Raw genomic sequence first — 25,348 nt, 5'->3', positions numbered from 1 at the left:
AAGGTTTTTCAACCTTCTTTACCGCTGGTAACGCTTGGCGTCCCCGGCAGCGGATGCGTACTTTACGGATTCGCTGCCGGGTTGGCAAGGGCTTTTGTAAAATAATTTCAGCTCAGTGTTTGGGCTTGGCCTTGCGCATGACGGCCAGCACCGGCCCCGAGCAGACGTAGGCACCAAACAGCAACAGCAACATGACCGAGGGCTGTACCGAGATCATCACGAATCCAAGCACCACCGCCAGCAGCACCACGAAGGGCACGGGCTTCTTGAAGTCCAGGTCCTTGAAGCTGTAGTAGCGGATATTGCTCACCATGAGAATACCCGCCGCGCCCACCACCAGCAGCATCAGCAGCTTGAAGCCGAAGGCATCGGCGTCGAAGCTGTGGAATGTCCACACGCTGGCGGCAACCAGCGCAGCAGCCGAAGGGCTGGGCAAGCCGATGAACCACTTTTTGTCGACGCTGCCGATCTGTACGTTGAAGCGGGCCAGGCGCAAGGCAGCACACGCCACATAGAGAAAGGCCACCACCCAGCCGGTCTTGCCGATATCTTGCAGTATCCAGGTAAAGGCGACCAGGGCAGGCGCCATGCCGAACGAGATCATGTCCGACAGGCTGTCGTACTCGGCCCCGAAAGCGCTTTGCGTATTGGTCATGCGCGCCACGCGACCATCCAAGCCATCCAGCACCATGGCGATGAAGATGGCCACCGCTGCCGACGTGAACTCGCCATTGATCCCGGCCACCACGGCAAAGAAACCAGAAAACAGTGCCGACGTGGTAAACAGGTTGGGCAGCAGGTAGATGCCCTTGCGGCGAATCTTCTTGCCGTTTTCGACGGCCTCCTCCACGACTTCGGTTTCACGAAGAAAAGCAGCGGCAAGATCCTCGTTCCGCACGATGTCCTCTTCCTTCGACGAAGGAGTAGCCGCGCTGTCCGCGCCTGCAGCGGACGAAGGGAGCGATTCCTGCTCTGGGTCGCGAGCATCCTGAGTCATAAGTGTCATCCATTTAGAGTGAAGTCACATTCACAAGTGAACCCTTCTCATTCTACACGGTGAACCCTTGCCGACCAGTCCTGACAGCCGGAATGCAAAACGCCCCGAAGCACGCAGCGGCGCTTCGGGGCGTTTTCATGACGGTGGTCGATCAGTTTTTGGACTTGTCGACCAGCTGGTTGGCAGCAATCCACGGCATCATGCCGCGCAGCTTGGCACCCACCTGCTCGATTTCGTGCTCGGCATTCAGGCGACGGCGTGCAGTCATGGACGGATAGTTGGTGTTGCCTTCCTGGATGAACATCTTGGCGTACTCGCCGGTCTGGATGCGCTTGAGTGCATTGCGCATTGCAGCGCGAGACTCGTCGTTGATCACCTCAGGGCCGGTCACGTACTCGCCATACTCCGCATTGTTGGAGATGGAGTAGTTCATGTTGGCAATGCCGCCTTCGTACATCAGGTCGACGATCAGCTTGAGTTCGTGCAGACACTCGAAGTAGGCCATTTCCGGTGCGTAACCTGCTTCGGTGAGGGTTTCGAAACCGGCTTTCACCAGCTCGACCGCGCCACCACAAAGGACCGCCTGCTCGCCGAACAGGTCCGTTTCGGTTTCATCCTTGAAGGTCGTCTCGATGATACCGCTGCGGCCACCGCCAACCCCTGCAGCGTAAGAGAGCGCCAGCTCTTTGGCGTTGCCAGAGGCGTCCTGGTGGATCGCGATCAGGTCGGGAATACCGCCGCCCTTGACGAACTCGGAGCGCACGGTGTGGCCCGGTGCTTTCGGCGCGATCATGATCACGTCGAGGTCTTTACGCGGCTCGATCTGGTTGTAGTGGATGTTGAACCCGTGGGCAAACGCCAGGGTCGCGCCTTCTTTCAGATTCGGCTCGACTTCCTGCTCGTAGATGGCTTTCTGGTTTTCGTCCGGCGCCAGAATCATGACGACGTCAGCGGTCTTGCACGCTTCCGGTACGCTGGCGACTTTCAGGCCTGCCGCTTCTGCTTTCGCCGCAGACGAGGAGCCTTTGCGCAGCGCTACGGTGACATCGACACCCGACTCTTTCAGGTTGTTGGCGTGGGCATGGCCCTGAGAACCGTAGCCGACGATGGTGACTTTCTTGGCCTGAATGAGGGAAAGGTCGCAATCTTTATCGTAGTAAACGTGCATGGCGAGACTCCAGAAATCGGTTTAATCAGATCGTTATCGTGTATGTGTCAGCGTTGATGGCCACCCGTGCCGTCTAGTGCAGCACTGGGATTCGGCGTTGAGGTCACTCTACGCCAGCAGCACCATTGCGTAAAACGCTATATTTGCAACATACTATTTCATAAAATGAAATCACACTCAGGGCATCGACCCCATGGATTTTCGTCTTCTCAAGCACATGGCCACCCTGGCGGATACGCTGCATTTCGGGCGTGCCAGCGAGCTGTGCCATATCAGCCCTTCCACTTTGAGCCGCTCGATTCAACAGGTGGAGAGCGAGCTGGGCACCCGCCTGTTCGAACGCGACAACCGGCATGTCACGCTGACCCCGCAAGGGATCGCCTTCCTGCGCTACGCCAAGGAGACGCTGGAGCAGTGGGAAACCCAAAAGCGCACGCTGGCCACCAGCGCGACACAGCTCAGCGGGGAAATCAGCATCTACTGCTCGGTCACCGCCAGCTACAGCTTTTTGTATGAGCTGTTGAGCGATGTGCGGGTACGCCACCCCGGCATCGAGCTCAAGCTGCATACGGGTGACCCGGCAGACGCCATGAACCGCGTACTGGAAGGGGCCGATGACATGGCCATTACGCCCAGGCCTCGCATTCCTCCCAGCGCCCTGGCGTTCAAGTCGCTCACCCGCTCGCCGCTGTTGTTCATCGCCCCGACGGAAACCCATGCCTGGCTGCCTAGCCATCCGGAAAGCTCGACCGCCGGACAGTGGCGGCATGTGCCCATGATTCTGTCGGAGGCGGGCCTGTCGCGGGAGTACGCCAACACCTGGTTCAAGGCCATGGGCATTGCGCCACGCATCTATGCCCAGGTGGCGGGACATGAGGCCATCGTCAGCATGGTGGGGCTAGGGTTTGGGGTCGGTGTGGTGCCGCGTATCGTGCTGGACAACAGCCCGCTGGCAGAGCGTGTACAGGTACTCAACGTCAAGCCCGAGCTGCCCCACTACGATGTTGGCCTGTGCGTGCTGAACCGGCGGCTGCAGAATCCCATGATCGATGCTTTCTGGACCACGGTGGCACCTCGCTAGCGGCATTCGCCTGGCGCCACCCAAAAACAAAAAAACCGCCCGGCGAAGGGCGGTTTTGGGTGGGTACTAACGCGCGATCAGAGATCAGAGCGACAGCACCTTGTCACCGCGGGCAATGCCGGAGACGCCCGTACGCGCCACTTCCAGAATGCCCACCGGCGCCATGGCCTGCAGGAAGGCATCCAGCTTGGAGGCATCGCCGGTGATCTGAACGGTGTAGAGGCTCGGTGTCACGTCCACGACCTGGGCGCGGAAGATATCCACGGTACGCTTCACTTCATCACGGGCAGCGCCCAGCGCCTTGACCTTCACCAGCATCAACTCCCGCTCGATGTGGTTACCTTCGGTCAGGTCGACCAGCTTCACCACGTCGATCAGCTTGTTGAGGTGCTTGGTGATCTGCTCGATCACCCGGTCGTCACCGATGGTGGTGACCGTCAAGCGTGACAGCGACGGGTCTTCCGTCGGTGCTACGTTCAGCGTTTCGATGTTGAAGTTACGCTGAGAGAACAACCCGACTACACGTGACAGCGCACCCGGTTCGTTTTCCATCAGAATCGAGATGATATGACGCATCAGGTACGCTCCGTTTTGGACAGCAGCATGTCACGCATCGCGCCTAACGGCACTTGCATCGGGTAAACGTGCTCAAAGGGGTCGACCTTCACGTCCAGGAATACCAGCTCATGCTTGTTGGCAAAGGCACGCTCCAACGCTGGCTCCAGCTCGTCCAGGGTAGTGACCGTGATGGCGGTAAACCCGTAAGCTTCGATCAGCATATGGAAGTCGGGCAACGACTCCATGTAGGAGTGCGCATGGCGGGACTTGTAGTTCAAGTCCTGCCACTGGCGCACCATCCCCAGCGACGCGTTGTTCAGGTTGACGATCTTGACCCCCACCCCGTACTGCTTACAGGTGGAAAGCTCCTGCATCATCATCTGGAAGCTGCCTTCCCCCGTGACACATACCACGTCGTCTTCGGGGAAGTTCTGCTTGATGCCCATGGCGGCCGGAAAGCCGAAGCCCATGGTGCCCAGGCCACCGGAGGTAATCAGGCGGTTGGGCTTGTCGAACTTGTAGTACTGCGCGGCAAACATCTGGTGCTGGCCCACGTCGGTGGTGACGTACGCCTCGCCCCGAGTGACGCGGCACAGTGCCTCGATGACTTCCTGGGGCTTCAGCGCCTCGCCGGGCTTGGAGGGCTCATAGAGCTTGCCTTCCCGCTCGGCGCGCCAGCCGTCGATCTTCTGCCACCAGTCGGTCAACGCTTCGGGGTGGGCAATCTCGTGCCCCTGCACCAGGCTGATCATCTCGTTGATGACGCTGGCGGCTGGACCGACGATGGGCACGTCGGCACGCACGGTCTTGGAGACCGAGCTGGGATCGACATCCACATGGATGATCTTGGCCGTGGGGCAGAACTTCGACGTGTTGTTGGTCACGCGGTCGTCGAAACGTGCGCCGATGGCAATGATCAGGTCCGCGTGGTGCATGGCCATGTTGGACTCGTACGAGCCGTGCATGCCCAGCCAGCCCAGGCACTGGCGGTCGCTTTGCGGGTAAGCGCCAATGCCCATCAGCGTGGTGGTGATCGGGAAACCAAGCTGCTTCACCAGATCGGTCAAGCCTTCGCTGGCCTTGCCGGTAACCACACCACCGCCGGTGTAGAACACGGGGCGCTTGGCCTTCAGCATCATCTCGACGGCTTTCTTGATTTGCCCGGTATGCCCACGGGTCACCGGATTGTAGGAGCGCAGTTTGACCTTCTTCGGGTACACGTACTCGTAGCGCTCGGTGGGCGCGGTCATGTCCTTGGGAATATCGACGACCACAGGGCCGGGGCGGCCGGTAGAAGCCAGGTAGAAGGCCTTTTTCAGCACTTCCGGAATGTCAGAAGGGTGACGAATCGAGAAGCTGTGCTTCACGATGGGCCGGGTCACGCCGACGATATCGGTTTCCTGGAAAGCGTCGTCACCAATCAGGTGGCTCATGACCTGACCACACAGCACGACCATGGGAATGGAGTCCATGTAGGCAGTCGCGATACCCGTGACTGCGTTGGTCGCACCAGGGCCGGACGTCACCAGCACCACGCCGGGCTTGCCGGAGGCACGGGCATAGCCGTCAGCCGCGTGGGTGGCCGCTTGCTCGTGACGCACGAGGATGTGCTTCACTTTGTCCTGGCGGAACAGCGCATCGTAAATATGCAGTGCCGCACCACCGGGATAACCATAAATGTACTCTACGCCCTCATCTTGCAAGAAGCGGGCGATCATGTCTGCGCCGGAAAGCAGTTCCACTGTGTTTCTCCCCTGGAGGTCTCGAGTGCGATCCGCAGGACATCCTGCGGGGTCGAGTGCGGCGGTATGCCGCTGCCGGCCCATGCCGGCACCTGATGCCAAACCCTGGCAATATGGCCCGGTTAGGGCCTGCACTCTCATCGGGAGCACGCGTTGCTGGTCACCATGGCCTGTCTGGACGTGGCGAGCTTGACGCGTGCCTCCCTTACACGGCGGTTTGCCGTGTCGGGGCGTTGGCCAGGTCAGGCGGTTAGCCCGAGCCCGGAAGTCCTTCGGCGGGTAGAGGCGTGAGCCTACCCTTCGCGCGGTGATGAGGGATTGCCCGCTGGTTCCGCGCCCGCAAATCAGGAACCCACAAGATTCCATTAGCGCCCTTGGCGTGTCAACCACCTATCCGAGCAAACGCAACAAAGGTCGCAGTCGCTGCAAAAAAATGCCCCGCCAGCGTCACTGACGGGGCATTCGCCCTATTTGATTGCGCAGCAAGCCCTTCCGGGATCAGCCAAAGATCAGCTTGCCTTCACCCGCGCTGATGCGAATGGTATCGCCCGGGGCGTACTTGCCAGCCAGCAGATCCTGCGCCAGCGGGTTTTCGATGCGGCTCTGGATGGCACGTTTCAGCGGCCGCGCGCCAAATACGGGGTCGAAGCCAACCACCGCCAACTGCGCCATGGCGTCGTCACTGATTTCCAGGCTCAGATCGTGCTCTGCCAGGCGAGCCTTCAGGCGCTCCAGTTGAATCCCGGCAATCGCTTGAATCTGCTCCTGGCCAAGGGCATGGAACACCACCACTTCATCGATACGGTTGATCAACTCAGGGCGGAAGTGATTGCCCACTACTTCCATGACTGCCTGCTTCATCAACTCGTAGTCGCTGCCGTCGTCACTGCTGGTGTCGCCTCCCATGCGCTGGATGATGTCCGAGCCCAGGTTGGAGGTCATGACGATGACCGTATTGCGGAAGTCCACGGTACGCCCCTGACCATCGGTCAAGCGCCCATCTTCCAGCACCTGGAGCAGGATGTTGAACACATCCGGATGGGCTTTTTCCACCTCATCCAGCAGCAGCACCGAGTACGGCTTGCGGCGCACCGCTTCGGTCAGATAACCGCCCTCTTCATAGCCGACGTAGCCAGGCGGTGCGCCAATGAGACGGGCCACGGAGTGCTTCTCCATGAACTCGGACATATCGATGCGCACCATGGCCTCTTCGGTATCGAACAAGAAATTGGCCAGCGACTTGCACAGCTCGGTCTTGCCCACCCCGGTGGGGCCCAGAAACAGGAACGAGCCGTTGGGGCGGTTGGGGTCGGAGAGACCCGCCCGGGAACGCCGCACCGCGTTGGCCACTGCTTCCACGGCTTCGTGCTGACCGATGACCCGCTCGTGCAGGGCATCTTCCATGCGCAGCAGCTTGTCACGCTCGCCTTCGAGCATTTTGGACACCGGGATGCCGGTCCAGCGGGACACGACTTCGGCAATCTCCTCCTCCGTCACGTTGGAGCGCAGCAGCTGATGGCTGGTGGTATCGGCTTCACCCTCGCCCACTTCGCTGATCTTTTTCTCCAGCGCGGGAATCTTGCCGTACTGCAGCTCCGACATACGCCCAAGATCCCCCTGGCGGCGCGCCTGTTCGAGGTCGATACGCGCCTGTTCCAGCTCGGCCTTGAACTGCGCTGCCCCCTGGATGCTGGCCTTTTCCGCCTTCCAGATCTCATCCAGGTCGGCGTACTCGCGCTCCAGCTCATGGATGTGCTGATTGAGGGCTTCCAGACGCTTTTTCGTGGCGTCGTCAGTCTCTTTCTTGAGCGCCTCCCGCTCCATCTTGAGCTGGATCAGGCGGCGGTCGAGACGGTCCATCTCCTCCGGCTTGGAGTCCAGCTCCATACGGATGCGCGATGCCGCCTCGTCGATCAGGTCAATGGCCTTGTCCGGCAGCTGGCGGTCAGTGATGTAACGGGTCGAGAGCTTGGCCGCCGCGATGATGGCCGAGTCGGTGATATCGACACCGTGGTGAACTTCGTAACGCTCCTTCAGGCCGCGCAGAATGGCCACGGTATCCGCTTCAGAGGGCTCGTCCACCAGCACTTTCTGGAAGCGCCGCTCCAGGGCCGCGTCTTTTTCGATGTACTGACGGTACTCATCCAGCGTGGTGGCCCCGACACAGTGCAGCTCGCCTCGGGCCAACGCCGGTTTGAGCATGTTGCCAGCGTCCATGGCACCTTCCGCCTTGCCTGCGCCCACCATGGTATGCAGCTCGTCGATGAACAGGATCACCCGACCTTCTTCCTGGGAGAGCTCCTTGAGCACGGCTTTCAGCCGCTCTTCGAATTCCCCGCGGAATTTCGCGCCCGCCAGCAACGCCCCCATATCCAGCGAGAGCACACGCTTTTCCTTCAGGCCCTCGGGCACCTCCCCATTGACGATACGCTGGGCCAGGCCTTCGACGATGGCGGTCTTGCCCACGCCCGGCTCACCGATCAGTACAGGGTTGTTCTTGGTGCGGCGCTGCAACACCTGGATGGTGCGACGAATTTCGTCGTCACGACCGATCACCGGGTCGAGCTTGCCTTCTAGCGCTCGCTGGGTCAGATCGAGGGTATATTTGTTCAGCGCTTCACGCTGATCTTCGGCGTTGGGGTCGTCAACGCGGGAGCCGCCACGCAGGCTGTCGATGGCCGCCTCGAGACTTTTGCGCGTCAGCCCGGCCTCTTTGAGCAGTTTGGTGATGGCACCGTTCATTTCCAGCGCTGCCAGCAGCACCAGCTCGGAGGCAATGAACTGATCGCCGCGCTTTTGCGCTTCGCGGTCGGTCAGGTTCATCAGTTTGACGAATTCCCGGGAAGGCTGGACCTCGCCGTCGAACTGGCTGACCTTGGGCAAGTCTTCCAGTTGGCGCTGCAAGCCGTCGCGCAGCCGGGAACTGCTGCCTTCTGCTTTTTCGATCAGCGCCTTGATGCCGGTATCGCGCGTATCGAGCAGCGCCAGCAGCAAATGGGCAGGGTCGAGTTGATTGTGGCCACGCCCCACGGCGAGGGATTGAGCCTCGGCAATGGCGGCCTGCAGCTTGGCAGTGAATTTATCGAATCGCATGGAGTACCTCCTGGGGGGTGCCGTGCGTTTCGACCCACGGCGCATCCCGATAACCTGTCGTTGAACGTGCTAAAGACGATTAGCTTGACAAGTAAAATGGCGGCAGTTATAGCCATTTCAAGAGGCGTGCGATATTAACCAGCCGTTGAACGACGGCTCACTTGATCCAGATCACGCTTGCCATGCGGCCGGTGTTGCCGTTATCCCGCCGATAAGAGTAAAAGCGCGACTCGCAGGCCGTACAGAAGTGACCACCGCTGATCTGATGGATACCCAACGCCTCCAGGCGAAAGCGCGCCAGGCGGTACAGGTCGGCCATGTAATGGCCCAGGCGATAAGGGCTATGATCGAAGGCTTCTGCGGTGTCGGGCTGGATGGCCACGAAGGTGCCGTACACTTCCGGGCCCACCTCGAACTGAGCATTGGAGATCGCCGGGCCAAGCCACACCAGAATGTCTTCGGGGTCGCAGTTCATCGCTGCCACCGTGGCTTCCAGCACGCCACCGGCGAGCCCGCGCCACCCGGCGTGGGCCGCCGCCACTTGGGTACCCTGCCGATTACAGAACAGCACCGGCAGGCAGTCGGCGGTGAGTACCACACAAGCATAGTCGCTGCTGCTGGCCACCGAGGCATCGGCTTCTGGCACGCCTTCCTGATACTCCTGCTGCACCCGTGCCCCGTGGGTTTGATTGAGCCACAGCAGCGGACGGCTATCGCCGATTTCCTTGTGCAGCAGCCGACGACAAAGCGCCACGTGGTCGGCGTTGTCGCCCACGTGGGCCGCCGGGTTGAACGCCGCGAAGTCGTTCTGGCTGGGGCCTGTCTCGCGGGTGGTCACAAAGGCCTGTATGTTGGCAGGCGCCGCCCAATCAGGGCGCAGCAGCGTGGGGCGCAGGTCTATGGCATCGCTCATCGCATGGTCTCGCTATCTTCACGCAGATAATCCAGCAGCATCAGCAAATCGTCAGGCAGCTCCGCCTTGAAGGTCAGCGTTTCTCCACTGACGGGGTGGACGAAGCTCAACTGGCGCGCATGCAGCGCCTGACGGGGAAATTCACGCAGAATCTCCTTCAATGGCCCGGCTGCCCCCGGCGGTAGCTTGGCGCGACCGCTGTACAGCGGGTCTCCCACCAGCGGAAAACGCGCATGAGACATGTGCACGCGTATCTGGTGAGTACGCCCGGTTTCCAACTGGCAGCGCACGTGGGTGTGCGCGCGGAACCGCTCGACGACACGAAAATGCGTCACCGCAGGCTTGCCCGAGGCGGTCACGGCCTGGCGCTTGCGGTCTTTCGGGTGCCGACCAATGGGGGCATCGATCGTGCTGCCCGACACCGGCTTGCCGAGCACGACCGCATCGTACTGACGTGACACGGTACGCGCCTGAAGTTGCTCCACCAGCGCCGTTTGCGCGGGCAGGGTCTTGGCCACCATCATCAGGCCAGTGGTGTCCTTGTCCAGCCGATGGACGATGCCCGCTCGGGGCACTTCTGCCAGCGAAGGGTGATGGAACAGCAGCGCATTGAGCAGCGTGCCATCGGGATTGCCTGCAGCAGGATGTACCACCATCCCCGCAGGCTTGTTGACCACCATGACGTCGTCGTCTTCATAAACGATGTCTAGGGCGATGTCCTGGGGCGCAAAGCGAGTGTCTTCTTCGATGGTGGCGTGGAGCGCCAACACTTCGTGACCGTGCAGCTTGGCCTTGGGCTTGGCCTGGGCCCCATCGACCGTGAGTTCCCCCGCATTGATCCACGCTTTCAAGCGCTCGCGGGAATAATCGCTGAACAACTCCGCGGCGGCTTGGTCCAAGCGTGCGCCCGCCAGGGTGGCGGGGACGCGCTGCGTGGCTTCCACAATTCGAGACATGAATGACCTCTTTATGACACAAACACGCCCACTTCTGGATGACACGACACCGCTGAACCCTGACAGCAAAGTGTCGCCAAGCCTGCGTTTTGCGCTCAGGTGTTTTATAGTGGGCTGACTGCGACCTATTCTACCATTTCTACTTATGGCCATCGTCGCTTTTCGGTGATTGAGGCTTGTTTGCAACGAGGATGATGATGCGCGTTTTTTCCGCTGCCAACCGCTTTGGCGCCCTGGCCCTGAGTCTTGCCCTGTTAGCAGGCTGTGCCAGCAATGACACCACTCCGGAAGACGAAGACGAGTTTGCCGGTGTTCAAGAGCGCGAGCTGTACGAGCTGGCCCGTACGGCCCTCGACAGCAATCGCTACCCTATCGCCATCGAGCGCCTGGAAGCCCTGGACACCCGCTACCCGTTTGGCCCTCATGCCGAACAGGCCCAGCTCGAACTGATCTACGCCTACTACGAGAACAGTAACTGGGAAGAGGCCCGCGCGGCGGCCAGCCGGTTCATTCGCCTGCACCCTGACCACCCGCAAGTGGATTACGCCTACTACCTACGCGGGCTGTCCGCTTGGCAAGCAGGGCGCTTCAGCCTGGAACGCCTGCGCCTGATCGATATTTCCAAGCGCGACCTGGGCGCCTCACGGGATGCCTACAACGACTTCCGCGAGCTGATTCAACGCTATCCGCAAAGCCAATACGCCCCAGATGCCCAGCAACGTATCGTCTACCTGCGTGAGCTGCTGGCTCGCCATGAGCTGCATGTCGCCGACTACTACCTGCGTCGTGGCGCCTTCCTCGCGGCCATCGAGCGCGGTCGCTGGGTCGTTGAAAACTATCCGGAATCCAACGCCACGCGGGATGCTCTGGCCACCATGGTAGAAGGTTACCAAGGCATGGGCATGCAAGATCGCGCCAGCGAAGTCCTGGCCGTGCTGCGTGAAAATGCGCCCGATCATGAGCAACTGCAAGGCAGCCGCTTCGTGCCCAAATACAACGGCGGCCGTAACTAACGTTGAAGCGGGGTGCTAGCCACCCCTTTTTAAAAGCTATACAATCGATGCACCTTATCTAACCACGCTTTGGCGTGGTTTTTTTGTTTTTGTCACAAAAGCTTAATTAACAGACACTTGATTAGATTTTCAAAAACCAATACCGATACAATTATTGTACAAAATATTCACGCGGCGCTATTATTGCCCCGCCGAACATAATAAAGCGCCTGCACGGCGCCTGAGGAGCTTCCTTATGCCATCCCTGTATAAACGCCTAGCCGGCACGAAAATCAGCACCCGACTGACCGCCAGTTTCTCGACGATCCTGCTATTGCTGGTACTGCTGACAGCAGCTGGTATCTATCAGGTCAACCAGATCGACCGCAGCCTGAGCGAGATCAACGATATCAACGGAGCCAAGCAGCGATTCGCCGTAGACATGCGAGGCAGTGTGCATGATCGCGCGATCGTGTTGCGCGACGTGGTCATCACGGCAGGCAACGGCAACCTGGGCACATTGCAAGACGAGCTGACCCGTTTGCGTGGCCTCTACGACACTGCCATCAGCAAGATGCGTGACCTGAACCAGCAGTACCCCGCCACGTCACAAGAGCAGGCGCTGCTGAGCAGCATCAATGATCAGGCCACTGCCACCATGGCCCTGTCGGAGCAAGTGATCGATGCCAGGAACGCTGACCAGTTCGAGCAGGCGCAGGCGTTGATGCTCGAACAAGCGGGGCCGTCTTACCGCGAGTGGTTGAGCCGCATCAATCAATTCATCGACCTGCAAGAGCAGATCAACAATGCCACCACCGAGGATGCCCGCGCGACGGCTTCAGGTTTTCAATTGCAGATGCTGGGCCTGACCCTGTTTGCCCTGTTGATTGGCAGCATGATTGCGGTGTTCCTGTCACGCCAGCTGCTCAGAGAGCTGGGCGCCGAACCCTATGAAGTCAAGGCATTTGCAGAAGCGATTGGGCGCGGTGAGCTGGCGACCAAAGGCCGTGTGAAGAAGAATGATACACGCAGCATCATGGCTTCCCAGGTCGCCATGGCCAAGCAGCTCCAGGATATCGTGACGCAGGTGCGCGCATCGGCCGAGGCGGTCGCTTCCAACAGCGAGCAGATCGCGGAAGGCAATAATGACCTGGCGTCCCGCACCGAAGAGCAGGCCAGCGCACTGGCAGAAACGGCGTCTGCCATGGAGCAGCTCAACAGCACTGTGAAGCAGAACGCCGACAACTCTGAGCAAGCCAGTCATGAGGCTGCCAGCGCCTCGAAGACGGCAACCCAGGGCGGTGAAGCGGTGCACCATGTCGTGGCCATCATGAACGACCTGAACAAGAGCTCTCAGGAAATTGCCGGCATCATCTCCACCATCGACTCGATTGCTTTCCAGACCAATATCCTGGCCTTGAATGCGTCGGTGGAAGCCGCACGGGCGGGAGAACATGGCCGAGGCTTTGCCGTGGTTGCCGAAGAGGTGCGCAAACTCGCCCAGCGCAGCGCCGATGCAGCCCGGGAAATCAATGACTTGATCAGCAGCAACCTCGAACGCGTCAACCATGGTAACGAGCGTGCAGAAGAGGCCAGCAAATCGACCGAAGACATCGTCCACGCCATCGAGCGGGTGACCAGCATCATGCAGGAAATCAGCCATGCCAGCGCTGAACAGAGTGCTGGCGTGCAGGAAGTCGGGCAAGCCGTGACCGAAATGGATCAGGTGACCCAACAGAACGCATCGCTGGTTCATGAGAGCGCCACGGCGGCCAACAACTTACGCCAAAACGCACATCAGCTGCTCCACGCCATGGGGGCGTTCAAACTGCCTGCCACCACTGGCGCGACACCTGCTCGCCAGCAACACGCTCCGGCTCAAGAACTGAAACGCCCTGCCGCCACGGCACCGGCGTTACCCGCTTCGAAAACGACCTCGGCAGAGCCTGAGTGGGAAAGTTTCTAAATAAAACGCGCGCTTTGCCGTTAACTATTTAGACAGGCCGTGATGCACTGCATCACGGCCACTGCCTTCCCTTCGAGGTTATCATGAAACCTTCCCAAAGCCTGTTTATGGTGTTCTTGCTACCGGTACTGATGGTGGTGTTACCCGCCATGCTGCTGCTGGCGCTTGCCACCCAGGTGTTGAAAGAGCAGTCGCTGCAAAACCATCAGCTGCAGTCCAATGATCTGGACACGCTGGTGCAAATGGCCACCTTTGACCGCCAGTTGAGCGACCTGCATCAGCGGGTCACCGAAGTCCTCAGCCAGGCAACCGACACCAACCTGAGTGCCATGCAGCGTTATTCCGAGTATGGCATCATCAATCTGGAGCTTTCCCGAATTGGTCAGAGCATCGACCAGTTGGCGGCCTCACCCCTGATCTACGATCTCAGCCAAGAGAGTGCGGACACTCTGCAGCGCGCCTTCTTCGATTACCGTCGTTTTGTGGACATGGCGAACGAAGCCGCCACCTTGAATCAGGGAGACGCTGGCTATTATCTACGTGAAGCCCAGCAGTACTTCACGACGTTCAACCTGTTTTCTCAGCAGATTTTCGAAGCCCTGACCCAGCGGGCCAGTGATCGACATGGCGAGTCGTACCAAGCGCTGACCCACGAGCGCAACTCCATTCTCTGGACCGGCATTGGGCTGTTCTCGCTACTGCTGGGCGCGGCGATGATCGCGGCATGGCGGATCAATCAACGCTTGGTCATCGTGGGCGATGCCATTCTCGCCCTTTCCAAGCGCTCGGATCAGTTACCGGACATGCAGGCAGTGGAGCGGCTCAGCCAGCAGCATAGCGGAACCCTGCAGCGCATCGCCGCTTCGCTATTGAGCTTGCGTGACTCCGAGCACCAGCGGCGTCATGCCGAGCAGCAAGTGCATCAACTGGCCTACTACGATTCGCTTACCGAGCTGCCCAACTGGCGCTTGATGCTCGAACACCTTCAGCACTCGCTCGAAACCAATGCGCACACGGGCACCTACGGCAGCCTGATCTATGTGGACGTGGACGAGTTCAAGCGCATCAACGATGGCATTGGCCACCGCGCCGGGGATGAGTTGATCAAGCAGATGGCCAAGCGGCTGGAAACGCTGCAGCCCCAAGGCTGCACGATTGGCCGGCTCAGCGGAGACGAATTTGCCATCATCGTGGACGGCCTGGATGAAGACCAGCTGAAAGCGGCCGAAAAAGCCGAGTTCTTTGCCCAGCAGGTGAGTCACACTCTGACCCAGCCTTACTGCCTGGAAGGCCGTCAGCAGTTCCTCAACGTCAGCCAGGGCCTGGTATTGTTCAAAGGGCTGGAAGAGAGCATCGACAGCCTGTTCCAGTATGCAAACTCAGCGGTACACCTGGCCAAGCGCGGCGGACAGAACGGCCTGCGTTTTTATGACCCTGAAGTACAAGCCCAGCTGGAAAGCCGCACGGAGCTGGAGCGCGACCTGCGCCTGGCCATCGAGCAGGAAGAGTTCGTGCTGGTGTATCAGATGCAGGTAGATAACCAAGGGCGGGCGATTGGTGCCGAAGCGCTGATTCGCTGGCAGCACCCGGAACGAGGGTTTGTCTCCCCCGGCATGTTCATCCCCCTGGCGGAGGAAACCGGGCTGATCGTGCCGATTGGCAGCTGGGTACTGCACGCAGCCTGTGAGCAGTTGGCGGCCTGGCAGGCCACGGAGCACACCCGGCATCTGGTGCTGGCGGTGAACGTCAGTGCCAAGCAGTTCCAGCAACCCGGTTTCATGGAGGAAGTCGCTACCGCGCTGGAGCTCAGCGGCGCCCCTGCCCATCGGTTGAAGCTGGAACTGACCGAAAGCACGGTGATCGGCAAAGTGGAGGACACCATCGAGCGCATGCACCAGCTCAAGGCGCTGGGCATCAGCTTTGCCATGGATGACTTCGGTACCGGATACTCCTCGCTGCAGTACTTGAAGCGCCTGCCGCTGGACCAGATCAAGATCGACCAGTCGTTCGTGCGCGATGTTCATCAGGACGCCGACGACATGGCCATCGTCGAAACCATCATTGCCATGGGGCGTTCACTGGGGCTTGATGTGATTGCAGAAGGAGTGGAAACCATCGAGCACTGGCGCTATCTCAACGCGCACCAGTGCCATGCCTATCAGGGTTACTACTTCTGCAAGCCGGTGGCACCGGAGGAGATGGCCAAGCATTGCCTGGCACCTCCTCCCGTACTGGCCTAGGGCTGGTCGCGGCGGGCAGCAGGCGCTACTCGCCCGGCTGCCAGCCATTGACGATGGGGTAACGACGGTCACGCCCGAAACCACGCGGCGTGACCCGTACACCTACCGGGGCCTGGCGACGCTTGTACTCGCAGCGGTCCACCAGCTTCACCACCTTGTAGACATCGTCCTCGTCGTAACCCGCCGCAATGATGGCTTCGGCGCTCATGTCCCCTTCGATGTAGCGCACCAGAATCGCGTCCAGCACATCGTAATCCGGCAGGGAATCGCTATCCTGCTGGTCGGGCGCCAGCTCTGCGCTGGGCGGACGCTCGATGACCCGCTCCGGAATGGCCAGCGACTGGGTGTTACGCCAACGTGCCAGGCGGTAGACCCAGGTCTTGTAGACATCCTTGATGGCGTTGTAGCCGCCCACCATGTCGCCATAGAGCGTGGCATAGCCCACGGCCATTTCGCTCTTGTTGCCGGTGGTCAGCACCATCAGGCCCTTCTTGTTGGAAATGGCCATCAGCAGCACGCCTCGGCAGCGCGACTGCAGGTTCTCCTCGGTGGTGTCACGCTCGGTGCCCGCAAAGCTATCCGCCAGGGTCGCCATGAAGGCCTCTACCATGGGCTCGATGGGCATCACGTCATAATGCACCCCCAGCAGTTTGGCCTGCTCGGCGGCATCCTGCTTGGAGATATCGGCGGTGTAGTGGTAAGGCATCATGACCGCCTGAACGCGCTGCGGCCCTAGCGCATCCACCGCAATCGCCAGCGACAAGGCGGAGTCGATGCCACCGGAAAGCCCCAGCACCACGCCTTTGAAGCCGCTTTTATTGACGTAGTCACGCAGCCCGGTGACCAGCGCGCAATAAAGGCTCTCTTCCGGCATGACTTCCGGCTCGATCTCTCCGGCCTGGGGCTCCCAACGCTCGGCGCTGGTTTGCAGCAGTTGAACGGGCATCAGCCCGGCTTGCCAGTAAGGGGCCAGCACCTTGAGCTGGCCCTGCTCATCCACACAGCAAGAACCGCCGTCGAACACCAGCTCATCCTGGCCGCCAATGGTGTTGACGTAAAGAATGGGGCGCTGAACGTCCTGAGCCCGCTGCTCCAGAAGGCGCAGCCGCTCGGTGGGCTTGTCCTGGTGGTAGGGCGAGGCATTCAGGCTGATCAATACTTCCGCCCCGGCCGCCTGCGCCGCCTTGACCGGCGAGCCTTCCCACAAGTCTTCACAGATCAACAGCCCCAGCTTGGCACCCTTGTGCTCGTAAACCAGTGGCTGGGTGCCGGGGGTGAAGTAGCGCTGCTCATCGAACACCTGGTAGTTGGGCAGCGCCTGCTTGGCGTACTCTGCTTCCCACTGGCCGTTGTACAGCACGCCCGCCATGTTGTAGCACTTGCCTTCACGCACGCCGGGATAACCAATGATGACCAGCACGTCTCGGGCCACCTTCTCGGCCATTTTGGCGCGGGCTTCGCGCAGGCGCGCCTCCATGGAAGGCCTCAGCAGCAGGTCTTCCGGCGGGTAGCCGGAAAGAAACAGCTCGGGAAAGACCACAATGTCCGCCCCATGCTCGATCCTCGCCTCACGCACGGCCTCGATGGCGCGCGCGGCATTGCCGGGAATATCTCCCACTAGCGGGTCGAGTTGGGCCATTACCAGCGTTAAGTCTTGCATGGGCGTCAAAATCTCTTGAGAATCTTCAGAATACGATGGCACTTGGGGCATTGTCCCGCAAGGTGCGCCTGCTGGCAAAGGCCATACGGCTACAGGCGTGCTGCCCGCTTTTTCCCGGTATGGGAGTTATCGAGGATGAACCTGTTGATCATTCGGCTGATTATTTTTGCGGTGCTGTTTTATGCAGGCCTGAAACTCTACGGCATGTATCGCCAGCACCGCCTTTCCCAGCAGCAGCCCCCCGCTCCTCGCCATGAAGGCGGGCAGATGGTGCGCTGCCGCTGGTGCGACGTTCACGTGCCGGAAAGCGAGGCACTGCGTGACCATGAGCAGTGGTTTTGCTGCAGCGCCCACCGCGACCGTTTCCTGCAGGAACAGCGTGATCGCGACGACGGTAACGCTTGATGCGCTACCCCCGACGTAGCGCCACCGGCAAGTAAGGCGCTGGGTCGATCAGCGGCTCACGATCCAATAGCTGGTCGACCAGCAGATGCGTCGAGGCGGGAGCCAGTACCAGCCCATTGCGGTAGTGCCCTGCATTGACGAACACGTTGGGAAATTCCGGCAGCGCCCCGATGAACGGAATGCCGTCCGGGGAGCCCGGACGCAGCCCCGCCCAGTGATACGCCACGGGGTACCTGGCCAGCGCAGGAATGATGTTTTCAGCACTCTGGCGCAGCGACGCCAGGGCGTCCTGGTCGGTGGTTTTATCGAACCCCGCCTCTTCCAGCGTCGAGCCCACCAGCAGCAGACCATCGTTACGCGGAATCACATAGCGACCATCTTTCAGCACCACCCGCTGCACCAGCCCTGGCGGGGTCTGATAAGCGATCATCTGCCCTTTCACGGGACGAACGGGCAACTGGACACCCAGGCCTTCCAGTAGCTGGGCTGCCCAGGCTCCGCCACATACCACTACTCGCTCGGCATGCAGCTCGCCCGACGCCGTGGCCACCCCCACGACCTTGCCCTGACGCTGGAGGAAGCCGGTGACCTGGCACTGCTCGACCAGCGTGACGCTCTGCATCGCCGCCAGCCGGGCCCGCAGCGCCTGGCCAAGGCGGGGGTTACGAATGCTGCCCAGCGTCGGCATCCACAGAGCGCTTCCGCCAGAGGCCAGCGCGGCGGGCTCTTTCTGCTGCACGACCTCTGCCTCGACCCGTTCGAGCGGCTTGCCCATTTGCCGAGCCCACGCCAGCGCCTGCTCGTCATCTTCCACGTTCAGATAGAGCAGGCCTTTCTGGCGATACTCGGGGTCGATGCCCGTTTCTTCCAGCAGCCGCAGCGCCAGCGTGGGGTACACCCCTTCCGACCAGCGCGAGAGCCGCGACACCGGCTCACCGTAACGCCAGGGGTAGAGCGGCGAGACGATACCCCCACCCGCCCAGGAAGCCTCCTGGCCACACTGCCCGCGCTCCACCAACGTGACCTGCTGCCCTGCATCAGCCAGCTGGAGCGCGGTCATCATGCCGATGACACCGCCGCCAATAATTAAGATATGGCTCACAAGCTTTGTCCGTTTTGGCTTACATAAAAAGAGCACAAGGCCCTCTAGGATAAGTCCCATGACCGTACACAGAGGGTCTCATGATGACATGCGATACCGCTGCACACCCACGGCCTGGCTCGGTTCAGCGAGGCTTTACGCTCCTCGAACTGATGGTGGCCCTGGTGCTGATGGCCGTCATGACTGCCTGGCTGGCCCCAAGTTTTCAAGCCTTGGGGCACCACAGCATGCTCAACAGTGAAACGACGCGGCTGCAGGCTGCGTTTGCCTTGGCGCGCAATACGGCCATTACCCAGCGCACGGCGGTCACCGTCTGCCCTGCCAACCCACAACACACTGCCTGCACTGCGAGCTGGCACGACACCTTGATGGTGGTGAAAGGACGCGCCACGGATACCATCGAGCCAGCGCAGGTGCTGCGCACTTTTCCCGGCCAGTTGGCCACCTACACCACCTATAGCCGTGGCTGGCATCGAGTGACGTACACGCCACTCGGCCATGCCAGCGGCTATAACGGCAGCTTCGACGTGTGCGCGACGGGCGAAACGGGCAAGCGGCTGGTGCTGAGCCAGTTAGGCAGACTGCGTATCGATACGTCGCCTATCGCCTGCTAGTCGGGTCAGCCTCAGGCAATACCGTCCAGGTAACGCTCTGCATCCAGCGCTGCCATGCAGCCACTGCCCGCCGAGGTGATGGCCTGGCGATAGATATGGTCCATGACATCGCCACAGGCAAACACGCCTGGCACGCTGGTGGCCGTGGCGTTACCCTCGCTGCCGGACTGTACCTTGATGTAGCCACCGTTCATTTCCAGCTGGCCTTCGAAGATGCCCGTATTGGGGCTGTGGCCGATGGCGATGAACAGCCCAGGCGCGTGGATCTCCTTGGTGCTGCCGTCCTGCGTCGACTTCACTCGCACGCCGGTGACGCCGGTGTTGTCGCCCAGCACTTCTTCCACCTCGTAAAACCACTCCAAGGCGATCTTGCCTGCCTCCGCCTTCTCGAACAGCTTGTCTTGCAGGATCTTTTCGGCGCGAAGCGTATCGCGGCGATGGACCAGCGTGACCTTGGAGGCAATGTTCGACAGGTAGAGCGCTTCTTCGACCGCCGTGTTGCCACCGCCGACCACGATCACTTCCTGATTGCGGTAGAAGAAACCGTCGCAGGTAGCACAGGCAGAGACCCCCTGGCCCATGAACTGCTGCTCTGACGGCAACCCCAGATAGCGAGCGCTGGCGCCGGTAGCCACGATCAGGGCGTCGCAGGTATAGACGCCGCTATCGCCCTTCAAGGTGAACGGCTTCTCGCCAAGGCTCACCTCGTGGATATGATCGAACAGCACTTCGGTGTTGAAACGTTCGGCATGCTGCTTCATGCGTTCCATCAACTCAGGCCCTTGTACGCCCTCGGCATCGCCGGGCCAGTTGTCCACATCGGTCGTCGTGGTCAATTGGCCACCCGCCTGCATGCCGGTAATCAGCAGCGGCTTCAGGTTTGCCCGAGCGGCATAAACCGCTGCCGTGTACCCTGCCGGGCCAGAGCCTAGAATGATCAAACGTTCATGACGCGTTTCCATGACACCACCTTTGTGACAATTGAGCAGAGTTCGTCGTCGACATTCGTTGCAGGGCCGACATTCGCAGAAGAGTCTGCCTGAAATGGCGTCGAGTACAAGCAATTACAAGGGTTGGTCTACGCTATTAGGCCAGGATAGCTTGAAAGGCGACCCCGCCACACCCATGTGCCCTACATGAGCCATACTGTTGATCAGCGTTATTCTGGAACACAGTGACCGTTGCGATACCCATAAGCGATCGAGAGGAGAATGGAATGAGCAAGATACCCAGCACGCTTCATACCCTGACGGCAGGAAGCCAAGAGTATCACTACTACAGCTTGCCCAAAGCAGCCGAAACGCTGGGCAACATCGACCGGTTGCCCAAGACGCTCAAGATTCTGCTCGAAAACCAGCTGCGCTTCGCTGACGACGAGAGCGTCGAACAAGCCGATATGCAAGCCCTGGTCGACTGGCAAAACGAGGGGCAGTCCAGCCGCGAAATCGGTTACCGCCCTGCCCGCGTTCTGATGCAGGACTTCACCGGCGTACCGGGGGTCGTGGATCTCGCCTCCATGCGCGCAGCGGTCGAGTCCCTGGGCGAAGACCCCGCCCGCATCAACCCGCTCTCCCCGGTCGATCTGGTCATCGACCACTCGGTCATGGTCGACAAGTTTGGCAACCCCACGGCCTTTCAGGAGAACGTGGATATCGAAATGCAGCGTAACGGCGAGCGTTACGAGTTCCTGCGCTGGGGCCAGAAAGCATTCGACAACTTCAGTGTCGTGCCGCCCGGCACCGGCATTTGCCACCAGGTCAACCTGGAGTACCTGGGCCGCACCGTCTGGACCAAACAAGAAGACGGCAAGACCTTCGCCTACCCGGACACGCTGGTGGGCACCGACTCCCACACCACCATGATCAACGGCCTGGGCGTACTGGGCTGGGGGGTAGGCGGCATCGAGGCCGAGGCGGCCATGCTGGGCCAGCCGGTATCGATGCTGATTCCCGAGGTTATCGGCTTCAAGCTGACCGGCAAGCTGCAGGAAGGCATTACGGCCACCGACCTGGTTCTCACGGTCACCGAGATGCTGCGCAAGAAGGGCGTGGTCGGCAAGTTCGTCGAGTTCTACGGAGATGGCCTGAAAGACCTGCCGCTGGCCGACCGCGCCACCATTGCCAACATGGCCCCCGAGTATGGCGCCACCTGCGGCTTCTTCCCGGTGGACGATGAAACCCTCAATTACCTGCGCCTGACGGGCCGTGAAGATGAGCTGGTCGCGCTGGTCGAAGCGTACAGCAAGGCCCAGGGGCTCTGGCGTGAGCCCGGTGACGAGCCCATCTTCACCGATACCCTAAGCCTCGACATGAGCAGCGTGGAAGCCAGCCTGGCAGGCCCCAAACGCCCGCAGGATCGCGTCTCTCTCAAGAACATGCCCAAGGCATTCGCCAGCGTCATGGAGGAAGATGGCAAGTCCTACCCTTCTACGGAAACGGGCAAGCTTTCCTCGGAAGGCGGCCAGACCGCCGTGGGCATCGACCGGAGCTTCGAACGCTCGTTTCAGCATAATGATAGCCAAGCGGTCAAGATGGGTGAGCAGGATTTCAACCTGGACCCAGGCGCCGTGGTCATCGCGGCCATCACCTCTTGCACCAATACCTCCAACCCCAGTGTCATGATGGCGGCGGGCCTGTTGGCACGTAACGCGCGTCAGAAGGGGCTGGCCACCAAACCCTGGGTCAAGACGTCCCTGGCGCCTGGCTCCAAGGTGGTCACCGACTACCTGGCCGCTGCCGAACTGAACGATGACCTGGATGCGCTGGGCTTCAACCTGGTGGGCTACGGCTGCACCACCTGTATCGGCAACTCCGGCCCGCTGCCCGACGCCATCGAAAAAGCCATTCAACAGGGGGACCTTGCCGTTGCCTCCGTGCTGTCGGGTAACCGCAACTTCGAAGGCCGCGTGCATCCGCTGGTCAAAACCAACTGGCTGGCTTCACCGCCGCTGGTGGTGGCCTATGCACTGGCGGGCAACGTTCAATGCAACCTGTCCACCGACCCGCTTGGGGAAGACAGCGATGGCAACCCGGTGTACCTGAAAGACATTTGGCCCTCGCAGGCAGATATCGCCAACGCCGTACAGAAGGTCAACACCGAGATGTTCCGCAAGGAGTACGGCGCCGTTTTCGAAGGCGACGAGACGTGGCAGTCGATCAAGGTGCCGGAAAGCAACGTCTACGAGTGGCCCTCCTCCACCTACATTCAGCACCCACCCTTCTTCGAAGGCATGCAGCGCGAGCCCGATGCCATCGAAGATGTCCAGAGTGCTCGAGTACTGGCGATGCTGGGTGACTCCGTCACCACCGACCATATTTCCCCAGCAGGCTCCATCAAGCCCGACAGCCCTGCTGGCCGCTACCTGCAGGAGCATGGCGTCAAACCCGTGGACTTCAACTCCTACGGCTCACGCCGAGGCAACCATGAAGTCATGATGCGCGGCACCTTCGCCAACGTGCGGATCAAGAACGAAATGCTGGACGGCGTGGTCGGGGGTGAAACGCGCCATGTGCCCAGTGGTGAGCAGATGTCGATCTATGACGCCGCCATGAAGTACAAGGAAGAAGGCACGCCGCTGGTGGTGGTGGCAGGCAAGGAGTATGGCACCGGCTCTTCCCGCGACTGGGCAGCCAAGGGAACCCGGCTGCTGGGCGTACGGGCGGTGATTGCCGAATCCTACGAGCGGATCCACCGCTCCAACCTGATTGGCATGGGCGTCGTACCGCTGCAGTTCCCCGAAGGCGAGAGCCGCACGAGCCTTGGGCTCACCGGTGACGAAGAGATTTCGATTGCGGGATTAAACGACTTGAGCCCAGGCGGCACGGTCAAAGTGGTCATCAAACAGGGCGACCAGGAGCGTACCGTTGATGCCAAATGCAGAATTGATACCGCCAATGAGCTGGCTTACTACCGCCACGGTGGTATCCTTCACTACGTGCTGCGCAAAATGATCGGCGCAGCCTAACGGTAAAAACCGCCAATGCTTGCATCGCCCCCACCTTGGTGGGGGCTTTTTTTTGCGCCGCGCCTTAGAAAGCGCGACGGCGGTAGAAGCGATACTCCGGCGACCAGCAGGATTTTTCGATACGCTCACGCAGTTCCGAGCCGCTGGTTTTCAGCGCCACGCCGTTTTGCTGCGCCTGAGCAGCCACTTCGAAAGCAATCGACTTACTGATTTCACGAATGCGCGACAGCGGTGGCAGCAGCGCACCCTGCCCCTCCTTGACCAGCGGCGCTTCACGGGCCAGAGCACGCGAGGCGCTCATCAGCATCTCGTCGGTCACGCGGTGGGCGTCGGCGGCAATCACCCCCAGGCCAATGCCGGGAAAAATATATGCGTTGTTGCACTGGGCAATGGGGTAGGTCCGCCCGTTGTAGACCACCGGCGCAAAGGGGCTACCCGTGGCTACCAACGCCTGGCCGTCGGTCCAGCGAATCACGTCCTCAGGCACGGCTTCTGCCTGGGAGGTGGGGTTGGAGAGCGGCATGATGACCGGGTGTTCACAGCCTGCATGCATGGTACGCACGACCTGTTCGGTAAAGATGCCCCGCTGGCCACAGACCCCAATCAGGATGGTGGGTTTGATCTGGGCAATGGTCTCTTCCAGCCCCTGACCGTTCCAGTTGGCTACCAGCGCAGGATCATGGGCCAGACGACGCTGGAAATCCCGCTGCCAGGTCTGGTCGGTGGTCATCAAGCCATCCCGGTCGACGATGAAGATGCGCGCTCGCGCCTCTGCTTCGGTCAAACCTTCGGCCTCCATGGAGACCACTACCTGCTCGGCGATGCCACACCCCGCCGAACCACCGCCCACGAACACCACTCGCTGCTGCGCAATGGTTTCGCCCCGCGCCTGGCAGGCAGCCATCAGTGTACCCACCACTACAGAGGCCGTTCCCTGCACGTCGTCGTTGAAGCAGCACAGCTCGTTGCGGTAACGCTCCAGCAACGGCACGGCGTTGGCCTGGGCAAAATCCTCGAACTGCAGCAGAACATTCGGCCAGCGGCGCTTCACGGCGCAAATGAACTCGGCCATGAAGGCATCGTACTCTTCCTGGCTGACCCGCTCGTGACGCCATCCCATGTACATCGGGTCATCCAGCAGCGCCTGGTTATTGGTGCCCACGTCGATCATGATCGGCAGCGTGTAGGCAGGGCTGATGCCGCCACAGGCGGTGTACAGCGCCAGCTTACCGATAGGAATGCCCATGCCGCCGATACCCTGGTCACCCAGGCCCAGAATACGCTCGCCATCGGTTACCACGATGACTTTCACATTGTCCTTGGTGGCACTGCGCAGGATGTCGTCCATATGCTCGCGGTCCGGATAGCTGATGAACAAGCCCCGGTGGTTACGATAGATATTGGAAAACTCCTGGCACGCCTGACCCACGGTAGGGGTGTAGATGATCGGCAGCATCTCTTCCAGATGCTCGGACACCAGACGGAAATAGAGCGTTTCGTTATCGTCCTGAATGGCACGCAGATGAATATGACGCTCCAGGTCACTATGGCACTGCTGGTACTGACGATAGACACGTTCGAGCTGGTCGTCGATGGTTTCGACTTTTTGCGGGAGCAGGCCGATCAGGTTGAACGCCAATCGCTCCTCTTGAGTAAACGCGCTGCCTTTGTTCAATAGCGGCATTTCAAGCAGCGAAGGACCGGCGTAAGGAATGTACAGGGGGCGTTTACTCTTCGTAGACATAGGCACTCTCTTTTTATGTCAATTGCTGTTGCAATGCAGCAACGCTGGGCGTTGGCGACGTTTGTGCGTAATGTAACATGGTCGTGCGACAAAGGTAGAAACAGGGCCGAGAATGGCCATAAAAAAACACCCCGGCCATGGCCGAGGTGTTCA

General features: G+C 60.5%; 18 protein-coding genes. 7 read left to right on the top strand and 11 right to left on the bottom strand.

Going from position 1 to position 25,348, the window contains the following annotated elements; all coding sequences use genetic code 11:
- Positions 1–112: 112 nt before the first annotated feature.
- Both pssA and ilvC read right to left on the bottom strand, forming a co-directional pair.
- Positions 113–997 carry a CDP-diacylglycerol--serine O-phosphatidyltransferase gene (gene pssA / locus FEU76_RS18190; protein ID WP_039182438.1) on the bottom strand — a complete coding sequence of 295 codons (885 nt, stop codon included), beginning with the start codon at positions 995–997 and terminating at the stop codon, positions 113–115.
- A 151-nt stretch (positions 998–1,148) separates the two neighbouring features.
- Positions 1,149–2,165, bottom strand: a complete 1,017-nt coding sequence (gene ilvC, locus FEU76_RS18185; protein ID WP_016916053.1) for a ketol-acid reductoisomerase — start codon at positions 2,163–2,165, stop codon at positions 1,149–1,151.
- 193 nt (positions 2,166–2,358) lie between these two features.
- Between ilvC and ilvY the strand changes: the two genes are divergently transcribed.
- On the top strand, positions 2,359–3,246 hold the full coding sequence (ilvY, locus tag FEU76_RS18180; protein ID WP_144984937.1) for an HTH-type transcriptional activator IlvY: 888 nt from the start codon (positions 2,359–2,361) through the stop codon (positions 3,244–3,246).
- Positions 3,247–3,330: 84 nt separating this feature from the next.
- Here the strand turns inward: ilvY and ilvN are convergent, their stop codons facing one another.
- The 5 genes from ilvN to rluD all read right to left on the bottom strand — a co-directional run bounded on the left by ilvN (position 3,331) and on the right by rluD (position 10,508).
- Entirely contained in the window at positions 3,331–3,822 is a 492-nt protein-coding gene (gene ilvN / locus FEU76_RS18175) for an acetolactate synthase small subunit (protein WP_016916051.1), read from the bottom strand.
- On the bottom strand, positions 3,822–5,546 hold the full coding sequence (locus tag FEU76_RS18170) for an acetolactate synthase 3 large subunit (protein WP_039182430.1): 1,725 nt from the start codon (positions 5,544–5,546) through the stop codon (positions 3,822–3,824). The genes ilvN and FEU76_RS18170 overlap by 1 nt, the downstream gene beginning before the upstream one ends.
- 498 nt (positions 5,547–6,044) lie before the next feature.
- Positions 6,045–8,639: an ATP-dependent chaperone ClpB gene (clpB, locus tag FEU76_RS18165; protein WP_039182428.1), complete on the bottom strand. Its 2,595-nt coding sequence runs from the start codon at positions 8,637–8,639 to the stop codon at positions 6,045–6,047.
- Between the two features lie 157 nt (positions 8,640–8,796).
- Positions 8,797–9,552, bottom strand: a complete 756-nt coding sequence (gene pgeF / locus FEU76_RS18160) for a peptidoglycan editing factor PgeF (RefSeq protein ID WP_144984934.1) — start codon at positions 9,550–9,552, stop codon at positions 8,797–8,799.
- Positions 9,549–10,508 (bottom strand): 23S rRNA pseudouridine(1911/1915/1917) synthase RluD, encoded by a 960-nt coding sequence (gene rluD, locus FEU76_RS18155; protein ID WP_039182424.1) that lies wholly within the window; start codon positions 10,506–10,508, stop codon positions 9,549–9,551. The genes pgeF and rluD overlap by 4 nt, the downstream gene beginning before the upstream one ends.
- A 197-nt stretch (positions 10,509–10,705) precedes the next feature.
- Here rluD and FEU76_RS18150 point away from each other — a divergent pair, with 197 nt between their 5' ends.
- From FEU76_RS18150 to FEU76_RS18140, 3 genes are all read left to right on the top strand, one after another.
- Positions 10,706–11,521, top strand: coding sequence for an outer membrane protein assembly factor BamD (locus FEU76_RS18150; protein WP_039182422.1), 816 nt, complete (start codon positions 10,706–10,708; stop codon positions 11,519–11,521).
- 235 nt (positions 11,522–11,756) lie between these two features.
- Positions 11,757–13,466, top strand: a complete 1,710-nt coding sequence (locus FEU76_RS18145) for a methyl-accepting chemotaxis protein (protein ID WP_144984931.1) — start codon at positions 11,757–11,759, stop codon at positions 13,464–13,466.
- A gap of 83 nt (positions 13,467–13,549) precedes the next feature.
- Entirely contained in the window at positions 13,550–15,706 is a 2,157-nt protein-coding gene (locus FEU76_RS18140) for a putative bifunctional diguanylate cyclase/phosphodiesterase (RefSeq protein ID WP_144984928.1), read from the top strand.
- Between the two features lie 25 nt (positions 15,707–15,731).
- Here the strand turns inward: FEU76_RS18140 and FEU76_RS18135 are convergent, their stop codons facing one another.
- On the bottom strand, positions 15,732–17,366 hold the full coding sequence (locus FEU76_RS18135) for an NAD+ synthase (protein ID WP_039182415.1): 1,635 nt from the start codon (positions 17,364–17,366) through the stop codon (positions 15,732–15,734).
- Between the two features lie 135 nt (positions 17,367–17,501).
- Here FEU76_RS18135 and FEU76_RS18130 point away from each other — a divergent pair, with 135 nt between their 5' ends.
- Complete coding sequence (locus FEU76_RS18130) at positions 17,502–17,771, top strand: PP0621 family protein (protein WP_081138865.1); 270 nt, start codon at positions 17,502–17,504, stop codon at positions 17,769–17,771.
- 4 nt (positions 17,772–17,775) lie between these two features.
- Here the strand turns inward: FEU76_RS18130 and thiO are convergent, their stop codons facing one another.
- Positions 17,776–18,873 (bottom strand): glycine oxidase ThiO, encoded by a 1,098-nt coding sequence (thiO, locus tag FEU76_RS18125; protein ID WP_144984925.1) that lies wholly within the window; start codon positions 18,871–18,873, stop codon positions 17,776–17,778.
- A gap of 80 nt (positions 18,874–18,953) precedes the next feature.
- Here thiO and FEU76_RS18120 point away from each other — a divergent pair, with 80 nt between their 5' ends.
- Positions 18,954–19,487 carry a GspH/FimT family pseudopilin gene (locus FEU76_RS18120; protein ID WP_039182406.1) on the top strand — a complete coding sequence of 178 codons (534 nt, stop codon included), beginning with the start codon at positions 18,954–18,956 and terminating at the stop codon, positions 19,485–19,487.
- A gap of 11 nt (positions 19,488–19,498) precedes the next feature.
- Here the strand turns inward: FEU76_RS18120 and trxB are convergent, their stop codons facing one another.
- The gene (trxB, locus tag FEU76_RS18115) at positions 19,499–20,449 is read right to left on the bottom strand and encodes a thioredoxin-disulfide reductase (RefSeq protein ID WP_039182403.1); all 951 of its coding nucleotides are present in this window, start codon (positions 20,447–20,449) and stop codon (positions 19,499–19,501) included.
- A 254-nt stretch (positions 20,450–20,703) separates the two neighbouring features.
- On the opposite strand from trxB, the gene acnA reads away from it, so the two are divergent.
- Positions 20,704–23,451: an aconitate hydratase AcnA gene (gene acnA / locus FEU76_RS18110; RefSeq protein WP_144984922.1), complete on the top strand. Its 2,748-nt coding sequence runs from the start codon at positions 20,704–20,706 to the stop codon at positions 23,449–23,451.
- Positions 23,452–23,515: 64 nt separating this feature from the next.
- On the opposite strand, the gene FEU76_RS18105 is transcribed toward acnA, so the two are convergent.
- Positions 23,516–25,195, bottom strand: coding sequence for an NAD-dependent malic enzyme (locus FEU76_RS18105; protein ID WP_039182397.1), 1,680 nt, complete (start codon positions 25,193–25,195; stop codon positions 23,516–23,518).
- Positions 25,196–25,348 lie beyond the last annotated feature (153 nt).

It is taken from the genome of Halomonas sp. C22 (assembly GCF_007655045.1).
GTDB lineage: Bacteria > Pseudomonadota > Gammaproteobacteria > Pseudomonadales > Halomonadaceae > Vreelandella > Vreelandella hamiltonii.
The sequence above is the reverse complement of the archived record's forward strand: the minus strand, read 5'-3'. Positions and strand labels throughout refer to the sequence as shown.

Bases quoted from the DNA above. Each gene is read 5' to 3' on its own strand.
- pssA (WP_039182438.1), bottom strand. From the start codon at position 997: ATGACTCAGGATGCTCGCGACCCAGAGCAGGAATCGCTCCCTTCGTCC.
- ilvC (WP_016916053.1), bottom strand. From the start codon at position 2,165: ATGCACGTTTACTACGATAAAGATTGCGACCTTTCCCTCATTCAGGCC.
- ilvY (WP_144984937.1), top strand. From the start codon at position 2,359: ATGGATTTTCGTCTTCTCAAGCACATGGCCACCCTGGCGGATACGCTG.
- ilvN (WP_016916051.1), bottom strand. From the start codon at position 3,822: ATGCGTCATATCATCTCGATTCTGATGGAAAACGAACCGGGTGCGCTG.
- clpB (WP_039182428.1), bottom strand. From the start codon at position 8,639: ATGCGATTCGATAAATTCACTGCCAAGCTGCAGGCCGCCATTGCCGAG.
- pgeF (WP_144984934.1), bottom strand. From the start codon at position 9,552: ATGAGCGATGCCATAGACCTGCGCCCCACGCTGCTGCGCCCTGATTGG.
- rluD (WP_039182424.1), bottom strand. From the start codon at position 10,508: ATGTCTCGAATTGTGGAAGCCACGCAGCGCGTCCCCGCCACCCTGGCG.
- FEU76_RS18150 (WP_039182422.1), top strand. From the start codon at position 10,706: ATGCGCGTTTTTTCCGCTGCCAACCGCTTTGGCGCCCTGGCCCTGAGT.
- FEU76_RS18145 (WP_144984931.1), top strand. From the start codon at position 11,757: ATGCCATCCCTGTATAAACGCCTAGCCGGCACGAAAATCAGCACCCGA.
- FEU76_RS18140 (WP_144984928.1), top strand. From the start codon at position 13,550: ATGAAACCTTCCCAAAGCCTGTTTATGGTGTTCTTGCTACCGGTACTG.
- FEU76_RS18135 (WP_039182415.1), bottom strand. From the start codon at position 17,366: ATGCAAGACTTAACGCTGGTAATGGCCCAACTCGACCCGCTAGTGGGA.
- FEU76_RS18130 (WP_081138865.1), top strand. From the start codon at position 17,502: ATGAACCTGTTGATCATTCGGCTGATTATTTTTGCGGTGCTGTTTTAT.
- FEU76_RS18120 (WP_039182406.1), top strand. From the start codon at position 18,954: ATGATGACATGCGATACCGCTGCACACCCACGGCCTGGCTCGGTTCAG.
- trxB (WP_039182403.1), bottom strand. From the start codon at position 20,449: ATGGAAACGCGTCATGAACGTTTGATCATTCTAGGCTCTGGCCCGGCA.
- acnA (WP_144984922.1), top strand. From the start codon at position 20,704: ATGAGCAAGATACCCAGCACGCTTCATACCCTGACGGCAGGAAGCCAA.
- FEU76_RS18105 (WP_039182397.1), bottom strand. From the start codon at position 25,195: ATGTCTACGAAGAGTAAACGCCCCCTGTACATTCCTTACGCCGGTCCT.